Source organism: Fibrobacter sp. UWB13 (assembly GCF_900177805.1).
Classification (GTDB): domain Bacteria; phylum Fibrobacterota; class Fibrobacteria; order Fibrobacterales; family Fibrobacteraceae; genus Fibrobacter.
Genome location: NZ_FXAX01000001.1, coordinates 1923254 through 1940474 on the forward strand (window position 1 = coordinate 1923254; position 17221 = coordinate 1940474).

The window sequence follows — 17221 nt, forward strand, 5'->3', positions numbered from 1 at the left end:
AACATGAAGAACTTTAAGCAGATTATTTTGACGATCGCCGCAGCGCTCTTCCTCACCTCCGCAGCAAGCGCCGCCGACAAATGCAACGGCCTCGAAGCCGGCACAAAGGCATATAACGAAAACGATTTTGAACGCGCAATTGACGAATGGCGTACATGCGTTGACGAAGGCATCGTCAATGCGGACCTCTATTACAATTTGGGCAACGCCTATTACCGCAGCGGGAAACTCGGCTTTGCGATTTTCTACTACAAGTCAGCACTCCGTTTGCACCCAAGCGATGACGATATCCAGCACAACCTGAATTTCGCACAGACTAAGACTCGCGACAAAGAAGGCGACGAAGAAGAGAACCCGATTCTCGAAGGATTGATGGACCTGCACCACGCACTTTCGCTCAAGAGCCAAATGAACATTTCACTCGTTCTCTTCTGGGCAATTGCGCTCGTAATTCTCGCCCGCCGTTTCGTGAACGGTAGTCGCGGCAAGAACATCTGCACAGGCGTCGTGTTTGGCTTAAGCGTCATCCTCTGCACGATTGGCGCAAGCGCTCTTTACAAAATGTACACGCTCGAAACGGACATCACGGGCGTCGTAACAGCCTCAAGCGCCGACGTGACAAGCGCCCCGAGCGACAAGTCGCAAACGCTCAACACGCTCTCCGAAGGCACAAGCTTCGAAGTCATTGGCGAACAAGGGAACTTTGCCGAAATCCGTCTCGGCGAAAAAATCCGCGGATTCGTAAAGCTCAGTGAAGTCGGGATTGTGAAGTAATAAGCAAATATATGAACCCGAACGAAAAGGTCATCGCTCGCGACCGCGATCATTTGTTAGAACTCATCGAAGAAACCTTCGAAACAGAAGGCAAGAACTGCGACTTGAGTTTTATCGACGTGTCGCAAGTGACTGACATGCACGATTTGTTTGCCGGGGAAGGTCCGATTCTTAATCTTGACACAGGTGAAGAGGAAGAACGGATCCCGTTCGATCTTGGCATCGGCCATTGGGATGTATCGAACGTGACGGACATGAGTCACATGTTTAACGGTTCGAATTTCAACGGCGACATTAGTCGGTGGAATGTTTCGAATGTGGAAAAAATGGCATGTATGTTTGATGAGTCACTGTACAACGGGGATATCAGCAACTGGAATGTGTCCAAAGTCCAAGACATGATGGCAATGTTTAGGGAGTCCCAATTTACTGGCGACATCAGCCGCTGGGACGTGTCTAATGTTCGGAATATGAGAGACTTGTTTAGAGGCTCTCAGTTCAACGGAGACGTTAGCGATTGGAACGTCTCAAATGTGACGGATATGGCTTATATGTTTTGCCTTTCTCCGTTCAATGGCGATGTCAGCCGTTGGAATGTTTCGAACGTGACGAATATGAATGCCATGTTCTCCGAAACTCCATTCAATGGGGATGTTAGCAACTGGGATGTGCATAACGTAACCAATATGATTTTGATGTTCGAACAATCAGAGTTCAATGGCGATGTTGGCAAATGGAATGTTTCGAAAGCTACAAATGTAGAAGGCATGTTCGAAAATTCCGCTTTGGAAAAAACAGGCAAACTCCCCGCCTGGTACAAAAATTTTCGTATCTAGCGTCTAAAAACTACACAATCTGGCCGCCGCCAAGAACCATGTCGCCATCGTAAAAGACGGCACATTGCCCCGGAGTCACTGCAAAAAGCGGTTCGTCAAAAACGGCGACCGCCTTATTTGTATCGACGATGGTAATTTCGCAGCCAACCGCCCGCTGTCGGTAACGCACCATGCCTTCGGCGCGGAACGTCGTCCCGACCTCCCGCGCACCGCCGTGCCATTCGCAGTTCATCAATTCAACACGGTCAAAGCAGACCGACGACTTATCGCCCGTCACCAGAATATCGCCCGTTTCCGGGTCCACATGCTTCACGAACGCAGGCACACCAATCGCCACGCCCAGACCTTTGCGCTGACCGACCGTGTACTTATGGAACCCATCGTGCGTATTCCATACCTTGCCCTTTTCATCCACGAAGCGGCCCGGGCGCGTCATCTCGCCAAAACGGTCCTTCAAAAACTCCGTGTACTGCGAACCGTAAATATCAAAGCAAATATCTTGGCTGTCGCCCGTCTTGGCGTTCACAAAACCGTTCTGTTCGGCGATTTCGCGCACTTCACTTTTCACATACGTTCCAAGCGGCGTAAGCACATGATTGCGGCGTTCATCGGGAACCCAGAACAAAAAGTAGCTTTGATCCTTGCCTGGGTCACGACCGCGCAAAAGCCTGCGCACACCATTCACTTCTTCGATGCGCACATAATGCCCTGTCGCCAAGAAGTCCGCACCGAGCGATTTGGCGTAATCCATCATCCAGCCGAACTTGATAAAGCGATTGCAATAGCAGCAAGGGTTCGGCGTACGCGCATGCGAAAAGTCCGCATGACAGCGTTTCAAGACTTCACCCGTAAATGCGTCGGAGCAGTTCGCCACGTGATGTTCGATACCGAGCTTTTCGGCAATCATCTTTGCACGGACCACACTCGGATCATTTTCGGCATCAAAGGCGCCATCGACATCGGGCAAAACGCGGAGCGTCACGCCCACGACTTCATAACCCTGCTGTTGCAAAAGAAGAGCGGCCACGGACGAATCCACGCCACCGCTCATGCCGACTGCGACTCTAGTTTTAGACATGGCGCAAGCGCTCCTAGTCAAATCTCAGCATCAACGCAAGTTCGAACTGGAGAATCTGACGCATGTGAGCCGTTTCGTCATCCAGCTTTTCGTAAATCTGCCTGTATTCGATGTACGAACTCAGCGAAGCCATCTTGTTGAACGTGTAAGATGCACTCGGACGGATAAACCATTCATGCGTTCTTGACGGAACCGTGCGGTAATTCAGTTCAAGCTTCGGCTTGTAAGCCACGAAAGGCTCCACGCCAGAATCATAGTGCCACTGCACAAAGACTCCGTCCGTACCGGATTCCTTGTTCATCATGTCGTAGCCCTGCACAGGTTCATATTCCTTGCGGATAGTCTTCTTGTAATCGTAACCGGCAGTGAGCTTCAAGTCGATATCGTTCTTGAGCTTAAAGTACCACTTCCAAAGCTGGAAGCCCTTATCAAGCTTCAACGGATACGAAATAGAGATGTCATCACCAACGTTAATGGCAAAATCGTTATAGAGCGATGTGTGCATCCACGGGGTTTTCAAGAAGTAACTTGTCGTATCTCGACATTCATCGTCGTCATCACGCGGGAAGCATGGATTAGAAATGACTTCCTGCTTCGGGCGACGATCCGTCGATTCAATCTTCAAGCGCACGCTGTTTTCGATGCGCAAGTTGTTCTGCGTCAAGAAAGACACTCGAATAAGCGGGTTGAAGTTCAAGACCTTCGCCCAAGAATCTTCGGCACTCTGGAACGGGCGTTTTGTCACAGAACGGCTATAGTCGAAACGGCTATTCAAGCTCACGCTACGGAAGCTGTTGAGCAAAGAGACCTTCTGGGCGATATTCGGAATGGCAATTCCAATGCCAAACTTCGGGAGAAGAGTCGTCGTATCGATATACAGCGGGTATTCACGAGACTGCGCAAAGTCCTCTTTCCACTGGAAGTCTGTCGAAACAGAAATATCCCAGAACGGCAAGGTAAAGCCTGTAGAAATCTGCAACGAACGCGATACCGCATTACGGAAACTTCCCTGATAAACAAGCGTATCCACATTCTTGTTTCTGTACTGGGCAAAACCGGTAAAATCATCGCGATCGGTCAGTCCCATATCGCCCGTCATGATATTCCAAAGACCACGGCTGCGGTATCCATTACCCAGACCCAAACCGTAAAGGTAATACTGGAACGGGGTCACGCCTTGTTCTTCGTACAATTGGGCAAGAGTAAAGTTTTCACCGATAGTGTTTGTACTAGCATTCCAGTTGAACTTGATTTCACGCCACTTGAGCTTATTCAAAGCGCTCGACACGGCGTTGTCTTTTCCGAACAGGTTTGCAATTTCAATAATCTTGAGCGTCGGAGTAAACTCGAAACGGTTCGTCTGCGAAATCGTCCAGTAGTTTTTTTCGACATTCGACGGATCGAAGAAATCGAAATCATCCGGAATCGTCTTCTGCTGGTTAAAGTCAGAAGAGAACTGCATATTGAACGGAAGGAACGGAATCAGCTTCGGGTTAAAGTTGATCCTGAACTGCTGATTTCTAGAACGTTCGTTACGGAGAATACCATAGGCACGTCCATATTCGCGATGCCCCACGCTATCGACCTTGTAGAACGAAGTCGTGTCATAGCGGATTTCATAGGAATCCGGATTCTGCATGTCAATCGCAAGTTGCTTGCCATTCGCATCCGTCTTTGCAATCGTATCCGTCGGAATAATCACAAGGCTGTCTCGAGACACATAAACCTTTCTGTCGGAATGGTCATGGTCAAAGATATAGCCACTAGCAAAGAGACCACCTTCATCAAAACTAAAGAAGTTTTCCTTGGTAAAGCCTTCACGGTCGCCGCCACCAAACATGTCACGCCTGATGTTTACCGCATAGTTCACAGAAAGGAACGAAAGGATGTTCCAGCGCATATTCAACTTGTGGTTGAGTTCTGCGGTATAGGTGACCACCTTATCGACCTGCGGTTCCACAAAGTCCGGATCGCGGGTCTGGTTCACATAGCGCACGTAGTTAAAGTCAAAGAGCGTCACATCAAACGTTTGCGGCCACGGTTCAAATTCCGTTCTCGAAAGATCCTTGAGCCAGGAATACTTGGCAAGACCTTCGAACGGTTTGAACTTGAACATGCTAAACGTACCCAGCTTATACTCGATCAAAGTGTGGTAGGAGTATGTGGAGTCCGCCGATGTCGTGGAGCGGCCTTCAGACTGGTGGTAAGAATAGCTCAATGCCGGACGTTCCAAGAATGCCTGAGAGAAGAATTCAGCAAGCTTGGATTCACGAGCCTTGTAATCCTTATGGTAGCTGACGCTAAAGCTCAAGTCCTGCTCATAGGATTCATAACCCTTGGATTCTGCATTATCCCTTAAGCGATTTTCTTCATCATCAGAATCTACAGCAAGGTCTCCCTGGAACATATCCCCAGTCAAATCGACAAAGCTGCTCTTCCTAAGCATCATGTCGTCTGTCGGCTTCATGTACGGACGCTTGGTAGAGCTATGGTAGCCAAACGACATCGGAATATGGTATCCGAGAGAATCATTCAAGAACTTGTTAAGGGCAATAGAAATGTCAGCCGAAACATCGAGCTGGGAGGCAGCTTGAGCAGGATCCGGTTTCGGAGAGCGTCCAGAATTGGAAAGCGTTGCAAAATCGCCATCCTGATAGCGTACGGCACCCGAAAGCGAAATGAAGTCTGCAAAATTGACCTGACCGTTCACACGGGCGGCATACCCCCATTCCGTATCCATTTCAGAAAGACGCAAATCATTGATCCAGAATTGTCCCTTCAAGTCATTCGGAGAAGCAGACGAATCAGCGATAATAACAAAGCGAATCCAGTCCACCTTCGTAATAGACGGATTACCAACCAAGCGGAGCATTTCTTCTCTATTTCCATCCAGCTTTTTCACCACTGGTTCCAGATACGGCGGGTGGCGACCACGCTTCAGATCTGAGAAGTCCGTCAAGTTCATCGCAAAGGCGTTGTCAAGCCAGTTCTGTTCATGGCAATCCTGCTGGCGGCTCGGATCGCAAGACGACAAGTCCAAATTGACCGGGCGGAAACTCCATTCATAAAAGTCCTTGGAACCGTCGATAGAGCCCTCACCGAATTGCAAGGCGAAGCGAACCGGCACTTTTTCAGTCTTCGATTCAGCCTTGTTTTCGTAGTGGATTTCCATCTTCAGAGACTTATACGTCGAGAAGTTCTTCGTGTCCGTTTCGAACAGGCGTGTCACCCCCACTTCCTGACCAGGAGTCAAGTTATGGTAATCGAGCACAAGAGCCGTTTCCTTGAGAGGAGCGTTCGAATCGGCATCGCGTTCCGTCACCGTATTCGGGGACTTGTAATACGTTTTTGCATTTTCGCGGTTGTTAATCGTCGAAACCTTGATGTAGGTCGTATCGCGAGTCACAACAGATTCAGAGATGCGGTTTTCGACACCATTGACTTCGACAATCTGGGAATTTTCAGAAGAAGTCGTGCGATAAAGGTCTGCGACAGAATTTTCTTCCCAAGCATTGCCCAGCACACCAAGGCTTACAATCTGCACCTTCGCTTCGGCAACACCAGGATTCAGCCTGCCCAACCACAGACGCGTAAACTGGGATTCTGCAAGAATTTCCTTATAGCTGTTTCCGGTCGGCGAGACAATCGTATCGTACTGGTTAAGAGGAATGCGCCACTTACGCCAGCCATTTCTGAGTTCTTCGAAATCGCCTTCCGTATTCGACAAGTCGATGCGGTAACGGACAAAGCTAATGTCCTTATCGAGAGAACCGTTCCTATTGATATCTTCGGTATCGTAAGAACGTTCACCCAGGTTGTTTTCTGTACCGTTGATATTTACAGGCGGGTCACTTTCTTCGTCCAAATCCTTGAAATCGTCACGGGCGATATCCCTTGTCGCGGCATCGATATTCGTAGAATTGTATTCGGCACCTCTACACGGAGAAACGCGGCAATCCCAAACCATTCTGGTTTCATCAGCACCCGTTTTTTCATCAAGACCGCGGTCATGCTGTGCCGTTGTCATACCGAGCTGGTTTTCACCGTTATACTCACCATTCGGAGCATAACCGCAAATCGAAAGGTCTTCGCTGATAAGACCCAAGTCGATAAAGATGGAACCGGAATTACCACGGGCGACAACTTCAATGTACTTCAGTTCGCTCATGTCCTGATAGTAAGAACTATTCGGACGCATGATACCACCCCAGGAATTACCCATCAAGTTGTCGTTCGGACGCAAAGTCAACTTGAGCACGGTCAAATGCTGGTTATCGACATCAGAATTACCGACGCTCGGATAAATGTACTTGTACAGCTCCGTATTGTTGCTATGCCAGATAAATTCACCCTGGTGCTTGTAGTCCTGGCTTTCGATATACGTTCTGTTATCCGAAGCAACACCGCCCGGAGGAGAAGCCTGATACCAAGAAAGTCTAGACAACGGATACACAAGACCTGTCGATGTCGATTCAAAATCTTCGACAAGGGCGGTCTGCGTCTTGCTGGTATTTGCATTGTGACGGCTACCGGCAAATTCCGCTTCAACACGCCAGTTCGATGCTGCAGTTGTCTGAATACCCGGAATGGCATTAACCAAGTCCGTAAGCGCCTGTACAGAATCCTGCAAGCGGATGTTAAAGCCCCACAAGAAGCTGGAATACGGTTCATTGCCAAGAGTCGGGACTTCAGCAGTCGTGCTCTGGCTTCTGTAAAGGGCTGTAATGCCAAACACAGAACCCGCACCAAAGCCATACAGATCCAAAGGCAATTCCGCACGGGCGCCCAAGAGCAACTTGTTGTCCACTTCGAACATCGGTTCGCATTCGAACTTGACCTTGATTTCCTTGTTCGGGTCAAGGGCGCGTTCACTCAAAAGTTCAATCTGTCCAAGCTCGTAGTTGACTTCGTAGTCCGTACCACGGATAAGCGTTGTAGAACCGGCAGTCACCTTTTCAGAACCCGGAGAAATATCCATGCAGCTACCGCTATTGACAGAGTAGCTCGAATTCGGATCACGCACGCTAATCATGGAATTACGGCGTTTACCGACAGACTCAAAATAGAACTGGCTCGTGTATCGGTTCAAGTTATAGACCGGAAGCGTATAGAGCTGCGCCATCGTGGCGCTAGAATCCAAGTTGCGCAACGGTTCCAAGCAGTTTGCACGGGCACGGACAGCGGCGTTTGCTCCCGAATATTCCGATAGCGGTTTACAGGGCAACCACATTTCACCAGTATAGCTACCCGAAGCATCCTTCGTAAAGATTGTAGCATCGTTGATCAGCGGGGTTCCCGAAGTCGTATCGGCAAGCCCAAGTGTTTTCAAATATGAACCCGAGATGCCAGACTTGTTCTTCATGCGGAGCACAAAGTTGTTCGCACTCGCATCCGAAATGCCGATGGAATAGACATTACGAAGCATCAACTTGTCAATATCCGTAAGTTCGCTCAGCACGGCATCCCACTGGATAAGCACGGCTTCGCCACCATCGCGCAACATCTTGCCCTTGCGGCTTTCGTTACTGTAGTTTGCCGCCACAAGCGTATTGCGGTTGACGCCATTAATCTTCACAATACCCGTTCTTGAATCGTAGGTAAATTCAGTAGACGGGATTTCCACCATGCGGTCTACGGTTTTTGTGATTGTCTTGCCTTGCGGGGTCGTATAAACAACATTGACATTCTTAATGACATTGTCAGAAGTATTTAAAGCGCTTCTCTTATAAAGCTTCAAGTCCGTGACTTTATAATTCGAAACGGAACGGCCCAAAATAGCGGCATCGACATACTTGCTCCTCGCCTCTTGGTTCAAGAAGTAGTAGCGGTATGCAAGGAACTGTTTATCCGTCACCTGGAATTCAGTCGTCGATTCATTTGCCTTGATGGAATACTCTTCCTGTTCGCCACCATCCTGAGAGGCAATCGTCGTGAGTTTCCAGTCACCCAGTTTCCAGTCCGCCTTGATACCGAAAAGCCCCTGGTGGTTTTCTGAGTAACCCGTAAATTCCGTACCAGTCAAAGACAAGTTCGTCGTACCCGCTTCGACACGCTGCAAAATGTAATCTTCAAATTCGCCCTTGAACGATTCTTCGTAAACGACGCGGACTTCGTTTTGCGAGCCAAGACCTTCATCGACGTTCTTGATTTCGACCGTGATGTAAGGACCGATCTTACCTTCGACCATGAAGCTCGGGTTGTAGTCCAAAGACGGAGACGGCCACAAGCTCGTCTTGGTGCTGCCCTCGGCATTGTCCTTTTCGCCATAGCCCTTGAAGCGAACATCCATAGAACCCTTGAGCATGAGCTTCGGCTTGTTGAAGCCAAAGTCCTTCATCCACGCAGGCATGTTCACCGGAATCGTGATGTCAAAAACGGAACCCGTTTCAGGAGCTTCATAACCGCCATCGTTCTGACCGACAAGACCATTGAGCCACAAGCGCTTGCGACCCACATCGTACATGTCCGAAACGTAGTCTGCCAGTTCCGGATAATGCGATGTCCAGAGAACCGTCGTATCCGTACGGGAAACCGTATTCACGCGTTTTTCGGTCACATCGATTTCGCGAGTAGCCACATCGATGTCATGAGCAAAGATTTGCCCTTTCGACGTATTCATCAATCCCGAACGCATGCCAATGCCGCCCATCGGGAGGAGTCCGTCTAGCGGAGATGTTGACTTCGGAACCGGGATATACTTAATCGCCGGGGTCCATGCATCCATTGATTCTTCGGAAACCGATTCCGCAGGAGTTTCTGCACTTGAGACCGTACGCGGCGGTGTTACCGTTTCAGACTTCGGAGCTGTAGCCACAGACGTCGAAGACTTCACTGAAGCAGAAGACAAAGACTCCTTGACGACAGAAGAAGAGGACGGGACATTAACACTTGATGAAGACGAGGACTTCGCAACACTCGAGCTGGATTTCGGAGCAACCGCACTCGATGCAGGCTTAGACGCGCTAGAAGCAATAGCCGATGATTTAGGCGCCTCAGCACTTGATGCAGGAGCAGATGCAGACGAAACCGCCACAGACGGTTGAGACTGAGGCTTGGATGACGTAGCGCTTGATACAGGCGCAGGCGCACTCGAAGACGAAGCTACAGAAGCGGTCGACTTCGGGGCAGGCACATCCTGGAAAAGTTCATCGTCAAAAAGAGATTCATACGAGCTAAGCGTTCCATCTTGAGACCAGACGGAACCCACAGCCACAATGCTGCTTGCAGCAAAACCCCAGAGGGCAGATTTTAAAGACTTTCTAAAACGCAACGGTGTACAAAATACAAAAACGGGACGTTCAAAATTACCACCGATAACATAGAAAAAAAGAAACGCACCCATTTTAGAGGTGCGCTTCAAAACCGGATTCTAGACCCTATTTAAAGGATAAACTAGAGGAATACTTCAATGCCACCGCGGCACTTTTCCCAAGCCGGATTCTTCTTGCACAAGAGTTCAATCATCTTGTCGTAAGTAGCCGTATTGGAGAAGCCCTTCCACAAGCGACGTTCCACAGATTCACCGGAATCCTTGTCGATCGTCGTAATGGTATCGTAGTAGGCGGTGTTGTCCTTGAATTCAGAAATCAAGATGTTCTTCAAGTCGTCCGTATAGATGCGGGAGGCGTACTTGAGGATGGAATCGTTGAAGTTGAGTTCGTTTTCAACAAGCCATTCGAAGTCCTGGATCGGATTGCCGTAGATGAGCCAGTGACGGAGTGCGAGAGCGACCACGAGGTCCTTCACGGCACTGCGGAAGATGAACTTGTCTTCGAGGCGGCCATTCCACGTGATGCGGGTCAGCGGGTTATCGTCGTTAGCTTCGATAGACACGCCCTTACCCGGAGTGACCTTGCGGATCTTGATCGGGAGACGGCTAAGGAGCTGCCATGCCTTCGTGAAGGCGATGGTCTTACGGACAAAATCCTTTTCCTTTTCAGGGGCAACGCGCACAAACGCACCGAAGCAGCGCTGGTAGAGCGTTTCCTTATCGAAAATGCAGTCGCTGGAGCGGCATTCGCTGAGCTTGCCATCCATCATGAAGAGGGTCTTTGCAAGTTCCGGGCGCATGCGGACTTCGAGCTTACGGGTACGGGCCTTGAGACGGACACCGTCCTTATAAACGTAGGTAAAGCCTTCTTCCTGGTAACGCTGCCAAATGAAGAACTGCAAGTCGTCTGCAGCACGCAGATGGTAGCTGAACACCGGGTTCTGGCGGTTGTTAGCCATGGTCACCTGGTTCAAGAAGTTGTCGGCGCCCTGGTACGGCACAACGACCTTCACGAGCACCTGCGGATTCACCGGATGCTTGCTCTTCTTGGCATACTGTTCGTACGTGAAGAGGGACTGGGCACCGTTAATGATCTTCGGGCGTTCAATGAAAAGCACCTTCTTGCCATCGCGTTCCTTGAGGCGCAGGTCGTCACCCGTGAGGGTCATACCGTTGTGGAGGAACGGGAAGTCATCGACGTTCACGTTCTTGTCGTCATTCCTTTCCATGGTCTGGAAGGCATCGATAAGAGCGGCGTTCGTATGAGTGAGGTTACCGAGGTAAGTACGGATGTTAGAGCTAACAATAGCCATGTTGTGCTTGGTCTTGAGGCGCTTACCAAGGGCAACATGGTAGTCAAAAATCGTGCGGATCGGGCAGAAGCCGAGGAAGAGCTCGCCGTGATCGGAAGTGAGGTGGAGCGGTTCGGAATCCATCTCGATTTCAAGTTTGTCGTCTGCAGAGCGGAAATCGCGAGTGAGGTCGTCGTGTTCGGCGATAATTTCGAGCTTGGCCTTGACGTCGGTCTTCCAGAGCATGAGCTTGCGGCGCATATCCTTGAGGGTGCGTTCGAGTTCAGAGTCCGTGATATCGCGGCTAGCGCGAGTGCGGAGCACCGTAATTTCGAGAGTTTCCATGTACGGACGGCTTGCAGGAGCGTTTTCATCCTCTTCGGTTTCTTCGTCAGTAATCTTGTTGACGGCCCACGGGTCGGCTTCTTCGCGGAGTGAGAGGAAGAACGGATTGGTCGGGTCGCTAGTGCGGAACACGGCGATCTGGAGTTGCTTCAGATCGGCGTTCAAGTGTGCGACAACCTTTTCGAGCGGAGTATCTTCGTCCAAGAAGATGAAGAATTCCATAAAGCCCTGTGAATACTGGAAGCCGTGGAAGCATCCATTTTCATCCAGGTTCAGATGCCGGAGTGCCTTAATTCTATCGTTAGGGTCGTTAGGGTTCAAGCTCAAGAGGCTAGCGACAAATGCTAAGCGGCGTTCCTGCGATTTTGTTAGTTCCATTTTTTCCTCAATAATTACACTGCAAGACCAATATACAATATTATTATATATTGGAGTATTCTCGTAATTCGCACCCTAAAAATAGTTTCAAATCATAGTATTTGCGTGCAAAAAAGATAAAACATTCAATTTTTTTTTATAATTTAGCAAAAACTCAGTGCTCAAATGTGTAAAAATCTCATTTTTTACATTTTTTTTTGTCGACTTTACGTTTTTTCTAACAAAAAAGCTATGATTTAAACATTAGGAGCTTTTTATGAATTTACTAGATGTTATAGCCAAAGCGAAAGCTGAAAAAGCAAAGACTCTCGACCTTTCCCAGAAAGGCCTTCGTCTGTTGCCCCCTGAACTTTTTGAAATCGAATCGCTCGAGGAACTCAACCTCGACCGCAACATGCTCGTCGAAATTCCGGACGACATCGGCCTTCTCAAGAACCTGAAGAGCCTCTCCGTGAGCGAAAACGACCTCATGGAACTGCCGGAATCCATCGGTGAACTTACAAAACTTGAAAACCTCTACCTCGGTTACAACAGCCTTTCGGACCTTCCGGAATCTGTGGGCAAGCTCGTGAACCTCCAGACGGTGAACATTGCCAAAAACCAGCTTCTCGACCTGCCGCTCGAAGTGGGCAACTGGAAAAAGGTCGTCAAGTTCTCCCTGCACGACAACATGCTCTCCGAAATCCCGCCGACCATCGGCAAGATGACGAGCCTCGTGAAGCTCTACCTCGACAACAACGAGCTCACGACGATCCCGGCAACGCTCTCGCACCTCGAGAACCTCGAAATTCTCATGGTCTCGGGCAACCGCCTGGGCGCCATCCCGTCGGAATTCAGCAACCTGAAGAGCCTGCGTGAACTTGTGCTCGACGCAAACCAGCTCGCCACGCTCCCAGAAAGCCTTGCCGAATGCGAAAACCTCAAGACGATTTCCGTCATCGAGAACCCGATGGAAGAAGGCATTCCTCGCGTGCTCCTCGACAAGAAGGGACTGAGCATCGACCAGTAGCAGCTACGCTGCAGTTACTAGTCACTAGTCCTTAGTTACTAGAAGATTGTCATTCCCGGCATAGACCGGGAATCTCCTTTTTAGGAGCTATCACAATTCCAACATTCAAAGGATAAAGTCATGTTTCTCCGAATAATTCTAGCTGCTACGCTCTTGAGCTTACTCGGATGTTCGGACTTTATCCATCCGGTCAAGAGCACGCCTGAGCCCACAGAATATTCTTTTAACTACTGGCTCCTGCAAAAAGTATATCTGTACGAGGACGAGCTTACCGACTTGTCCCCAAACGGGGATTCCGATTCCATTAAAACTCAACTTTACGATCTTCTCAAGGACCCGTTTACCACATACGTTCCCCCCACCAAAAGTGAAGAACGAGCCACCGCCATCAATACAAGTCTTGTAGTAGGCGGCGATGTCGGGATGCGTTATTTCTACAACGAAAATCTGGATTACCCGATTATCATCACGCGAGTCTACCCCAAGAGCCCCGCCGGCAGAGCTGGCGTTCCAAGATACGGTCGCATCATCAGCGCAAACGGGATCGACCTCTCTGGAGAAGCTAAAAAAGTTAAAGCCGTTTACGATTCGGTTTTAAGTTATAGCAAAAACATAGACCTCGTCGTCGCACAGAATAACGACACCAATTTGTACAAGCTCGAAAAAGAAACCGTCTACGCACCTACTGTCTTTGTCGACACGGTAGATAGCAAGACCGCAAAAAATTCCTCCGGAATCATCTTCATTACAATTGAAGGATTTAAGCCGACAACGGCAAACCAAGATAGCGGCACATACGGGGAACTCAAAGCATACCTCGACTCCACCGGCTCTGACAAACGAATCCGTGTACTCGACCTGCGAGGGAATCCCGGTGGTCACGTGAACCAGTGCCTTGCCGCAGCAGACCTGTTCGTAAAACAAGGAACACTATCGACAAGACGTCAGCGCTCTCTCGACGCCGACGGTGAAACCAAATATACAGTATCGTCGATTAAAGCTAAAGCAGGCGACCCCGGAGAATCCGGCAAGTACATCATCTATGCCAATGGCGGCTCCGCCAGCTGTGCCGAAATATTTATCGCCGCAGTGACCGAAACGACAGACATTCCATTCGTCGGGAAAAAGACTTACGGAAAGGGCATCGGACAGACCAACTATTTCACATACGCAGGTGGGCTGGCGACAATAACCAATTTCGAATTTTTGACACCCAAAGGAAATTCCTACCACAAAAAAGGAATCTACCCCAAATACGAATGTGACAATGTAGCAGACCAAGATTGTGCCATCCAGTATGCCAATAAGATTTACGGCTCAAAAAGTTCCAAGCAAGAAAACGCGCTTACCAAGCCATCCTATGAATTTGTATATTACAACAAAGATAATGCGATTTCGGAATTTGAGGGAGGCTCAATCATATGGGAAAATTCAAGCCATTACTTAGACGCGTTCAAAAAGTCTCAGCATTAATTTGTTTAGCAATAAGCTTTTTTTGCGGCATCAACCTTACCGCTTGCGCTTCAGAAAACAGTTCTCCGTCAGGCACCAATTATTACACGCCCACCGTTTCCCGAGAATTTTTATACAACTATTACCTCCTCTTCTACCATTATAACGATAAGGATAAGTACCTAGGCAAGCCAGAAGACTATGTGGGCAAACTTAGCGAAGAGCAGGAAACCGCCTTGTCCCAAAAGGGTATTCCATGGGATTATTTCGACCTTTATTACATGTACGCACAAATGAACGATCCTTATACGTATTATTTGGATCCAGCCCATGCCGTAAGCAGGATTGAAAACATTTATAATTCCGACAAAATATTCGGTTCTGGCTTTGAACTTGATTCAACCTTGATTTCTGAAAAATATGTCATCAAAAAAGTTATACCCAGTTCGCCTGCAGACAAGGCGGGGATAAAGGTCGGTGACGAGATTACAGCAATCGAAGGTATCGCCCCCACAAAGGAACTCATATACCGCAGGCTTTCCACGGATTATGAAGGCGAAACCATTACCTATACAATCAAACGCGATTCAACGACATTGACAATCCCCGTTGTACTCGCCACGTTCTTGTCTCCAACAGTCGAGCTGTCGTTCAAGGATTCCATCCCCATTATCAAAATTTTGGAATTTGTCCAAACCACATCAAACGAGCGCGGGACATACGGAGAATTTATGGATTACCTCCAGGCAACGCAAAACTACAAGTCTACCATTCTTGACCTTAGAAATAACAGAGGCGGCAATCTGAATCAATGCGTAGAAATGACGAAAGTCCTACTTTCCAAAGGCGATACGGCGATAAACATTATTCTTTCAGATGCTGACACCATTAACAAAAGGCAAATTAAGAATACAATAACAGCCGTTGCAACAGACGATGGATTTGCCAGCAACCGTTATTTTGTAATTCTCGCCAACGGCATGAGCGCAAGCTGCTCTGAAACCATGATTGCAGGCATTGTCTCGAACAAGAAATTCCCAGTTATCGGAACAACCACTTACGGAAAAGGCATCGGGCAACATATCATTGTGACCCCATCTTACTCATACGTTTCAATCACAGATATGAAAACCTATGACAAGAACATGGTCAGTTTCCACAAAGTCGGAATTGTCCCAGACTTCGTCATCAGCGACAACGAGCAAGCCTTAGAAAAAGCAATTGAACTCGCGAAAGCGAAAAGCTTCATTCGTATCGCGGGCTATGGAACCGAAAATACAGGGCATTTTGCCAAAGCAGCTCTCGAACCCGACTCTATGCCGGGATTCTACCTGCTGCCCGGAGAACATATTCAGTAGGAATTACTTCAGCACGCGCATACGGACCATGACGTCCGTATCGTTCACCTTGACCGCCGGCGAAGCAAGCGTAAGCTCAATTTCCTTGCGGATATCAGCCACCTGCTTTTTGAGGCGGGCCATACGATTACCTTCGAGCTTCGGCGTTGCAATCATCGTCTTCTTTGCCGGATTCATCCAGTTGCCACGATTGTCCTTGAAGCCCAAGTGCAAATGCGGACCTGTGCTGCGGCCAGTAGACCCCACCTTACCGATAACCTGACGCGGAGCAACCTTCGCGCCGACATTCACGCCACGCACGGAGAGGTGCATGTACCAGCTTTCAGTATTGTCCCTATGGCGGATGGCAATCTTATTACCGCTCAAGTCATCGTAGCCAGAAACCGTCACGACACCAGCAGCGACCGCATAAACCGGAGAACCCTTGGGGCTACCGTAGTCGATACCGTGATGCACTGTGCGACGCCCCGTAATCGGGTGGATGCGGGCACCATAAGGGCTTGTGATATGTAAACGGTCGAGCGGGTAACGGAGACCTTCGAAAACGAGCGCCTCGCCCTTTTCTGTGTAATGGGCATTGAAGGTACTCTTCGGATCCGGGTCTTCATAGCGGAAAGCTTCGTGATGACCAACGGTATGTCCATCAAATTCAGCGTAAAGCACCTTGCCACTAATCCAGATGGAATCCTGATAGAACTTTTCTTCGAGCAAGATGCGGAACTTGTCGCCCGGGCGAGCTAGCTGGAAAGAGACCTTGCACTGCAAAACGGCGCTCACGACGCCAACCATGCGCCCAGGAATACCGACCTTGTGCAAAATGCCGCTCAGCGTGCTCCCGTTTTCCAAAGCGCCTTCAAAAACGGACTGACGGATTGTTACCGGCTTGTCGATACGGCTATAAGTAAAACCAGAATCGACCTTGCTCAGCATGTGGACTGTTGCCGGGTTCGGAGCAAAGCGGAAACGCTGAACTTCGCCTGCAGTATCGAGAGCGGCATAGAACACCTGCCCCACGCGCAGCGCTGCCAGTTCAACAGAGTCCTGCAAGGCAATCACAATCTTGCCACGTTCCTTTTCATTGATGTTCATGCGGTAAAGCACCTGGAAAAGACCATCGCCCGCACGGACGGTATCGTTTTTCACAAGCCACTTCGAAGTTTCGCCCTGAGCTTTGGCAATCAGCGCTTTCAAGGAATCTGCGGCAGCTTCGAGCTTTGCATTTTCTTGCTTTAAAGCATCTATTTTTTCTTGTTCGTTACATCCGGTAAGTGCAATCGCAACAACACACAGTAAAAAGAAAATTCTGGACATAAACACCCGCTCTTAAAATTTCAAAAGCAAAGATAAAATTTTTTACACCACCAACGAGATGGCGATCCCGCCCCGTCCCCATTCGCGGATCATGACCACATAAGAGCTGAAGCTCTAA

The 17221-nt window shown here is 49.0% G+C and carries 9 protein-coding genes; 5 read left to right on the plus strand and 4 right to left on the minus strand.

Features of this window, described 5'->3' with window-relative positions; genetic code table 11:
• Positions 1 to 3 precede the first annotated feature (3 nt).
• Together B9Y77_RS08010 and B9Y77_RS08015 are read left to right on the plus strand one after the other, a co-directional pair.
• A complete protein-coding gene (locus B9Y77_RS08010; protein ID WP_085491145.1) occupies positions 4 to 774 on the plus strand; it encodes a tetratricopeptide repeat protein in 771 nt (256 codons plus the stop codon).
• An 11-nt stretch (positions 775 to 785) separates the two neighbouring features.
• Entirely contained in the window at positions 786 to 1610 is an 825-nt protein-coding gene (locus tag B9Y77_RS08015; RefSeq protein ID WP_085491146.1) for a BspA family leucine-rich repeat surface protein, read from the plus strand.
• A gap of 10 nt (positions 1611 to 1620) precedes the next feature.
• Here B9Y77_RS08015 and mnmA read toward each other — a convergent pair whose 3' ends face one another.
• The 3 genes from mnmA to B9Y77_RS08030 form a co-directional block, all read right to left on the minus strand.
• Complete coding sequence (mnmA, locus tag B9Y77_RS08020) at positions 1621 to 2688, minus strand: tRNA 2-thiouridine(34) synthase MnmA (protein WP_085491147.1); 1068 nt, start codon at positions 2686 to 2688, stop codon at positions 1621 to 1623.
• 13 nt (positions 2689 to 2701) lie between these two features.
• Positions 2702 to 9958, minus strand: coding sequence for a T9SS outer membrane translocon Sov/SprA (gene sprA / locus B9Y77_RS08025; protein ID WP_085491471.1), 7257 nt, complete (start codon positions 9956 to 9958; stop codon positions 2702 to 2704).
• Positions 9959 to 10080: 122 nt separating this feature from the next.
• Positions 10081 to 11973, minus strand: a complete 1893-nt coding sequence (locus B9Y77_RS08030) for an AIPR family protein (protein ID WP_073423591.1) — start codon at positions 11971 to 11973, stop codon at positions 10081 to 10083.
• Between the two features lie 256 nt (positions 11974 to 12229).
• Between B9Y77_RS08030 and B9Y77_RS08035 the strand changes: the two genes are divergently transcribed.
• The 3 genes from B9Y77_RS08035 to B9Y77_RS08045 all read left to right on the plus strand — a co-directional run bounded on the left by B9Y77_RS08035 (position 12230) and on the right by B9Y77_RS08045 (position 15792).
• Complete coding sequence (locus tag B9Y77_RS08035) at positions 12230 to 12982, plus strand: leucine-rich repeat domain-containing protein (RefSeq protein WP_073423592.1); 753 nt, start codon at positions 12230 to 12232, stop codon at positions 12980 to 12982.
• 120 nt (positions 12983 to 13102) lie between these two features.
• Positions 13103 to 14455, plus strand: coding sequence for a S41 family peptidase (locus B9Y77_RS08040; RefSeq protein ID WP_085491472.1), 1353 nt, complete (start codon positions 13103 to 13105; stop codon positions 14453 to 14455).
• Positions 14404 to 15792: a S41 family peptidase gene (locus B9Y77_RS08045; RefSeq protein ID WP_085491148.1), complete on the plus strand. Its 1389-nt coding sequence runs from the start codon at positions 14404 to 14406 to the stop codon at positions 15790 to 15792. The genes B9Y77_RS08040 and B9Y77_RS08045 overlap by 52 nt, the downstream gene beginning before the upstream one ends.
• Positions 15793 to 15795: 3 nt before the next feature.
• On the opposite strand, the gene B9Y77_RS08050 is transcribed toward B9Y77_RS08045, so the two are convergent.
• The gene (locus tag B9Y77_RS08050) at positions 15796 to 17103 is read right to left on the minus strand and encodes a M23 family metallopeptidase (protein ID WP_085491149.1); all 1308 of its coding nucleotides are present in this window, start codon (positions 17101 to 17103) and stop codon (positions 15796 to 15798) included.
• Positions 17104 to 17221: the final 118 nt, after the last annotated feature.

Excerpts from the sequence above, each read along its gene's own strand:
- B9Y77_RS08010 (WP_085491145.1), top strand. The coding sequence starts at position 4 with ATGAAGAACTTTAAGCAGATTATTTTGACGATCGCCGCAGCGCTCTTC.
- B9Y77_RS08015 (WP_085491146.1), top strand. The coding sequence starts at position 786 with ATGAACCCGAACGAAAAGGTCATCGCTCGCGACCGCGATCATTTGTTA.
- mnmA (WP_085491147.1), bottom strand. The coding sequence starts at position 2,688 with ATGTCTAAAACTAGAGTCGCAGTCGGCATGAGCGGTGGCGTGGATTCG.
- B9Y77_RS08030 (WP_073423591.1), bottom strand. The coding sequence starts at position 11,973 with ATGGAACTAACAAAATCGCAGGAACGCCGCTTAGCATTTGTCGCTAGC.
- B9Y77_RS08035 (WP_073423592.1), top strand. The coding sequence starts at position 12,230 with ATGAATTTACTAGATGTTATAGCCAAAGCGAAAGCTGAAAAAGCAAAG.
- B9Y77_RS08040 (WP_085491472.1), top strand. The coding sequence starts at position 13,103 with ATGTTTCTCCGAATAATTCTAGCTGCTACGCTCTTGAGCTTACTCGGA.
- B9Y77_RS08045 (WP_085491148.1), top strand. The coding sequence starts at position 14,404 with ATGGGAAAATTCAAGCCATTACTTAGACGCGTTCAAAAAGTCTCAGCA.
- B9Y77_RS08050 (WP_085491149.1), bottom strand. The coding sequence starts at position 17,103 with ATGTCCAGAATTTTCTTTTTACTGTGTGTTGTTGCGATTGCACTTACC.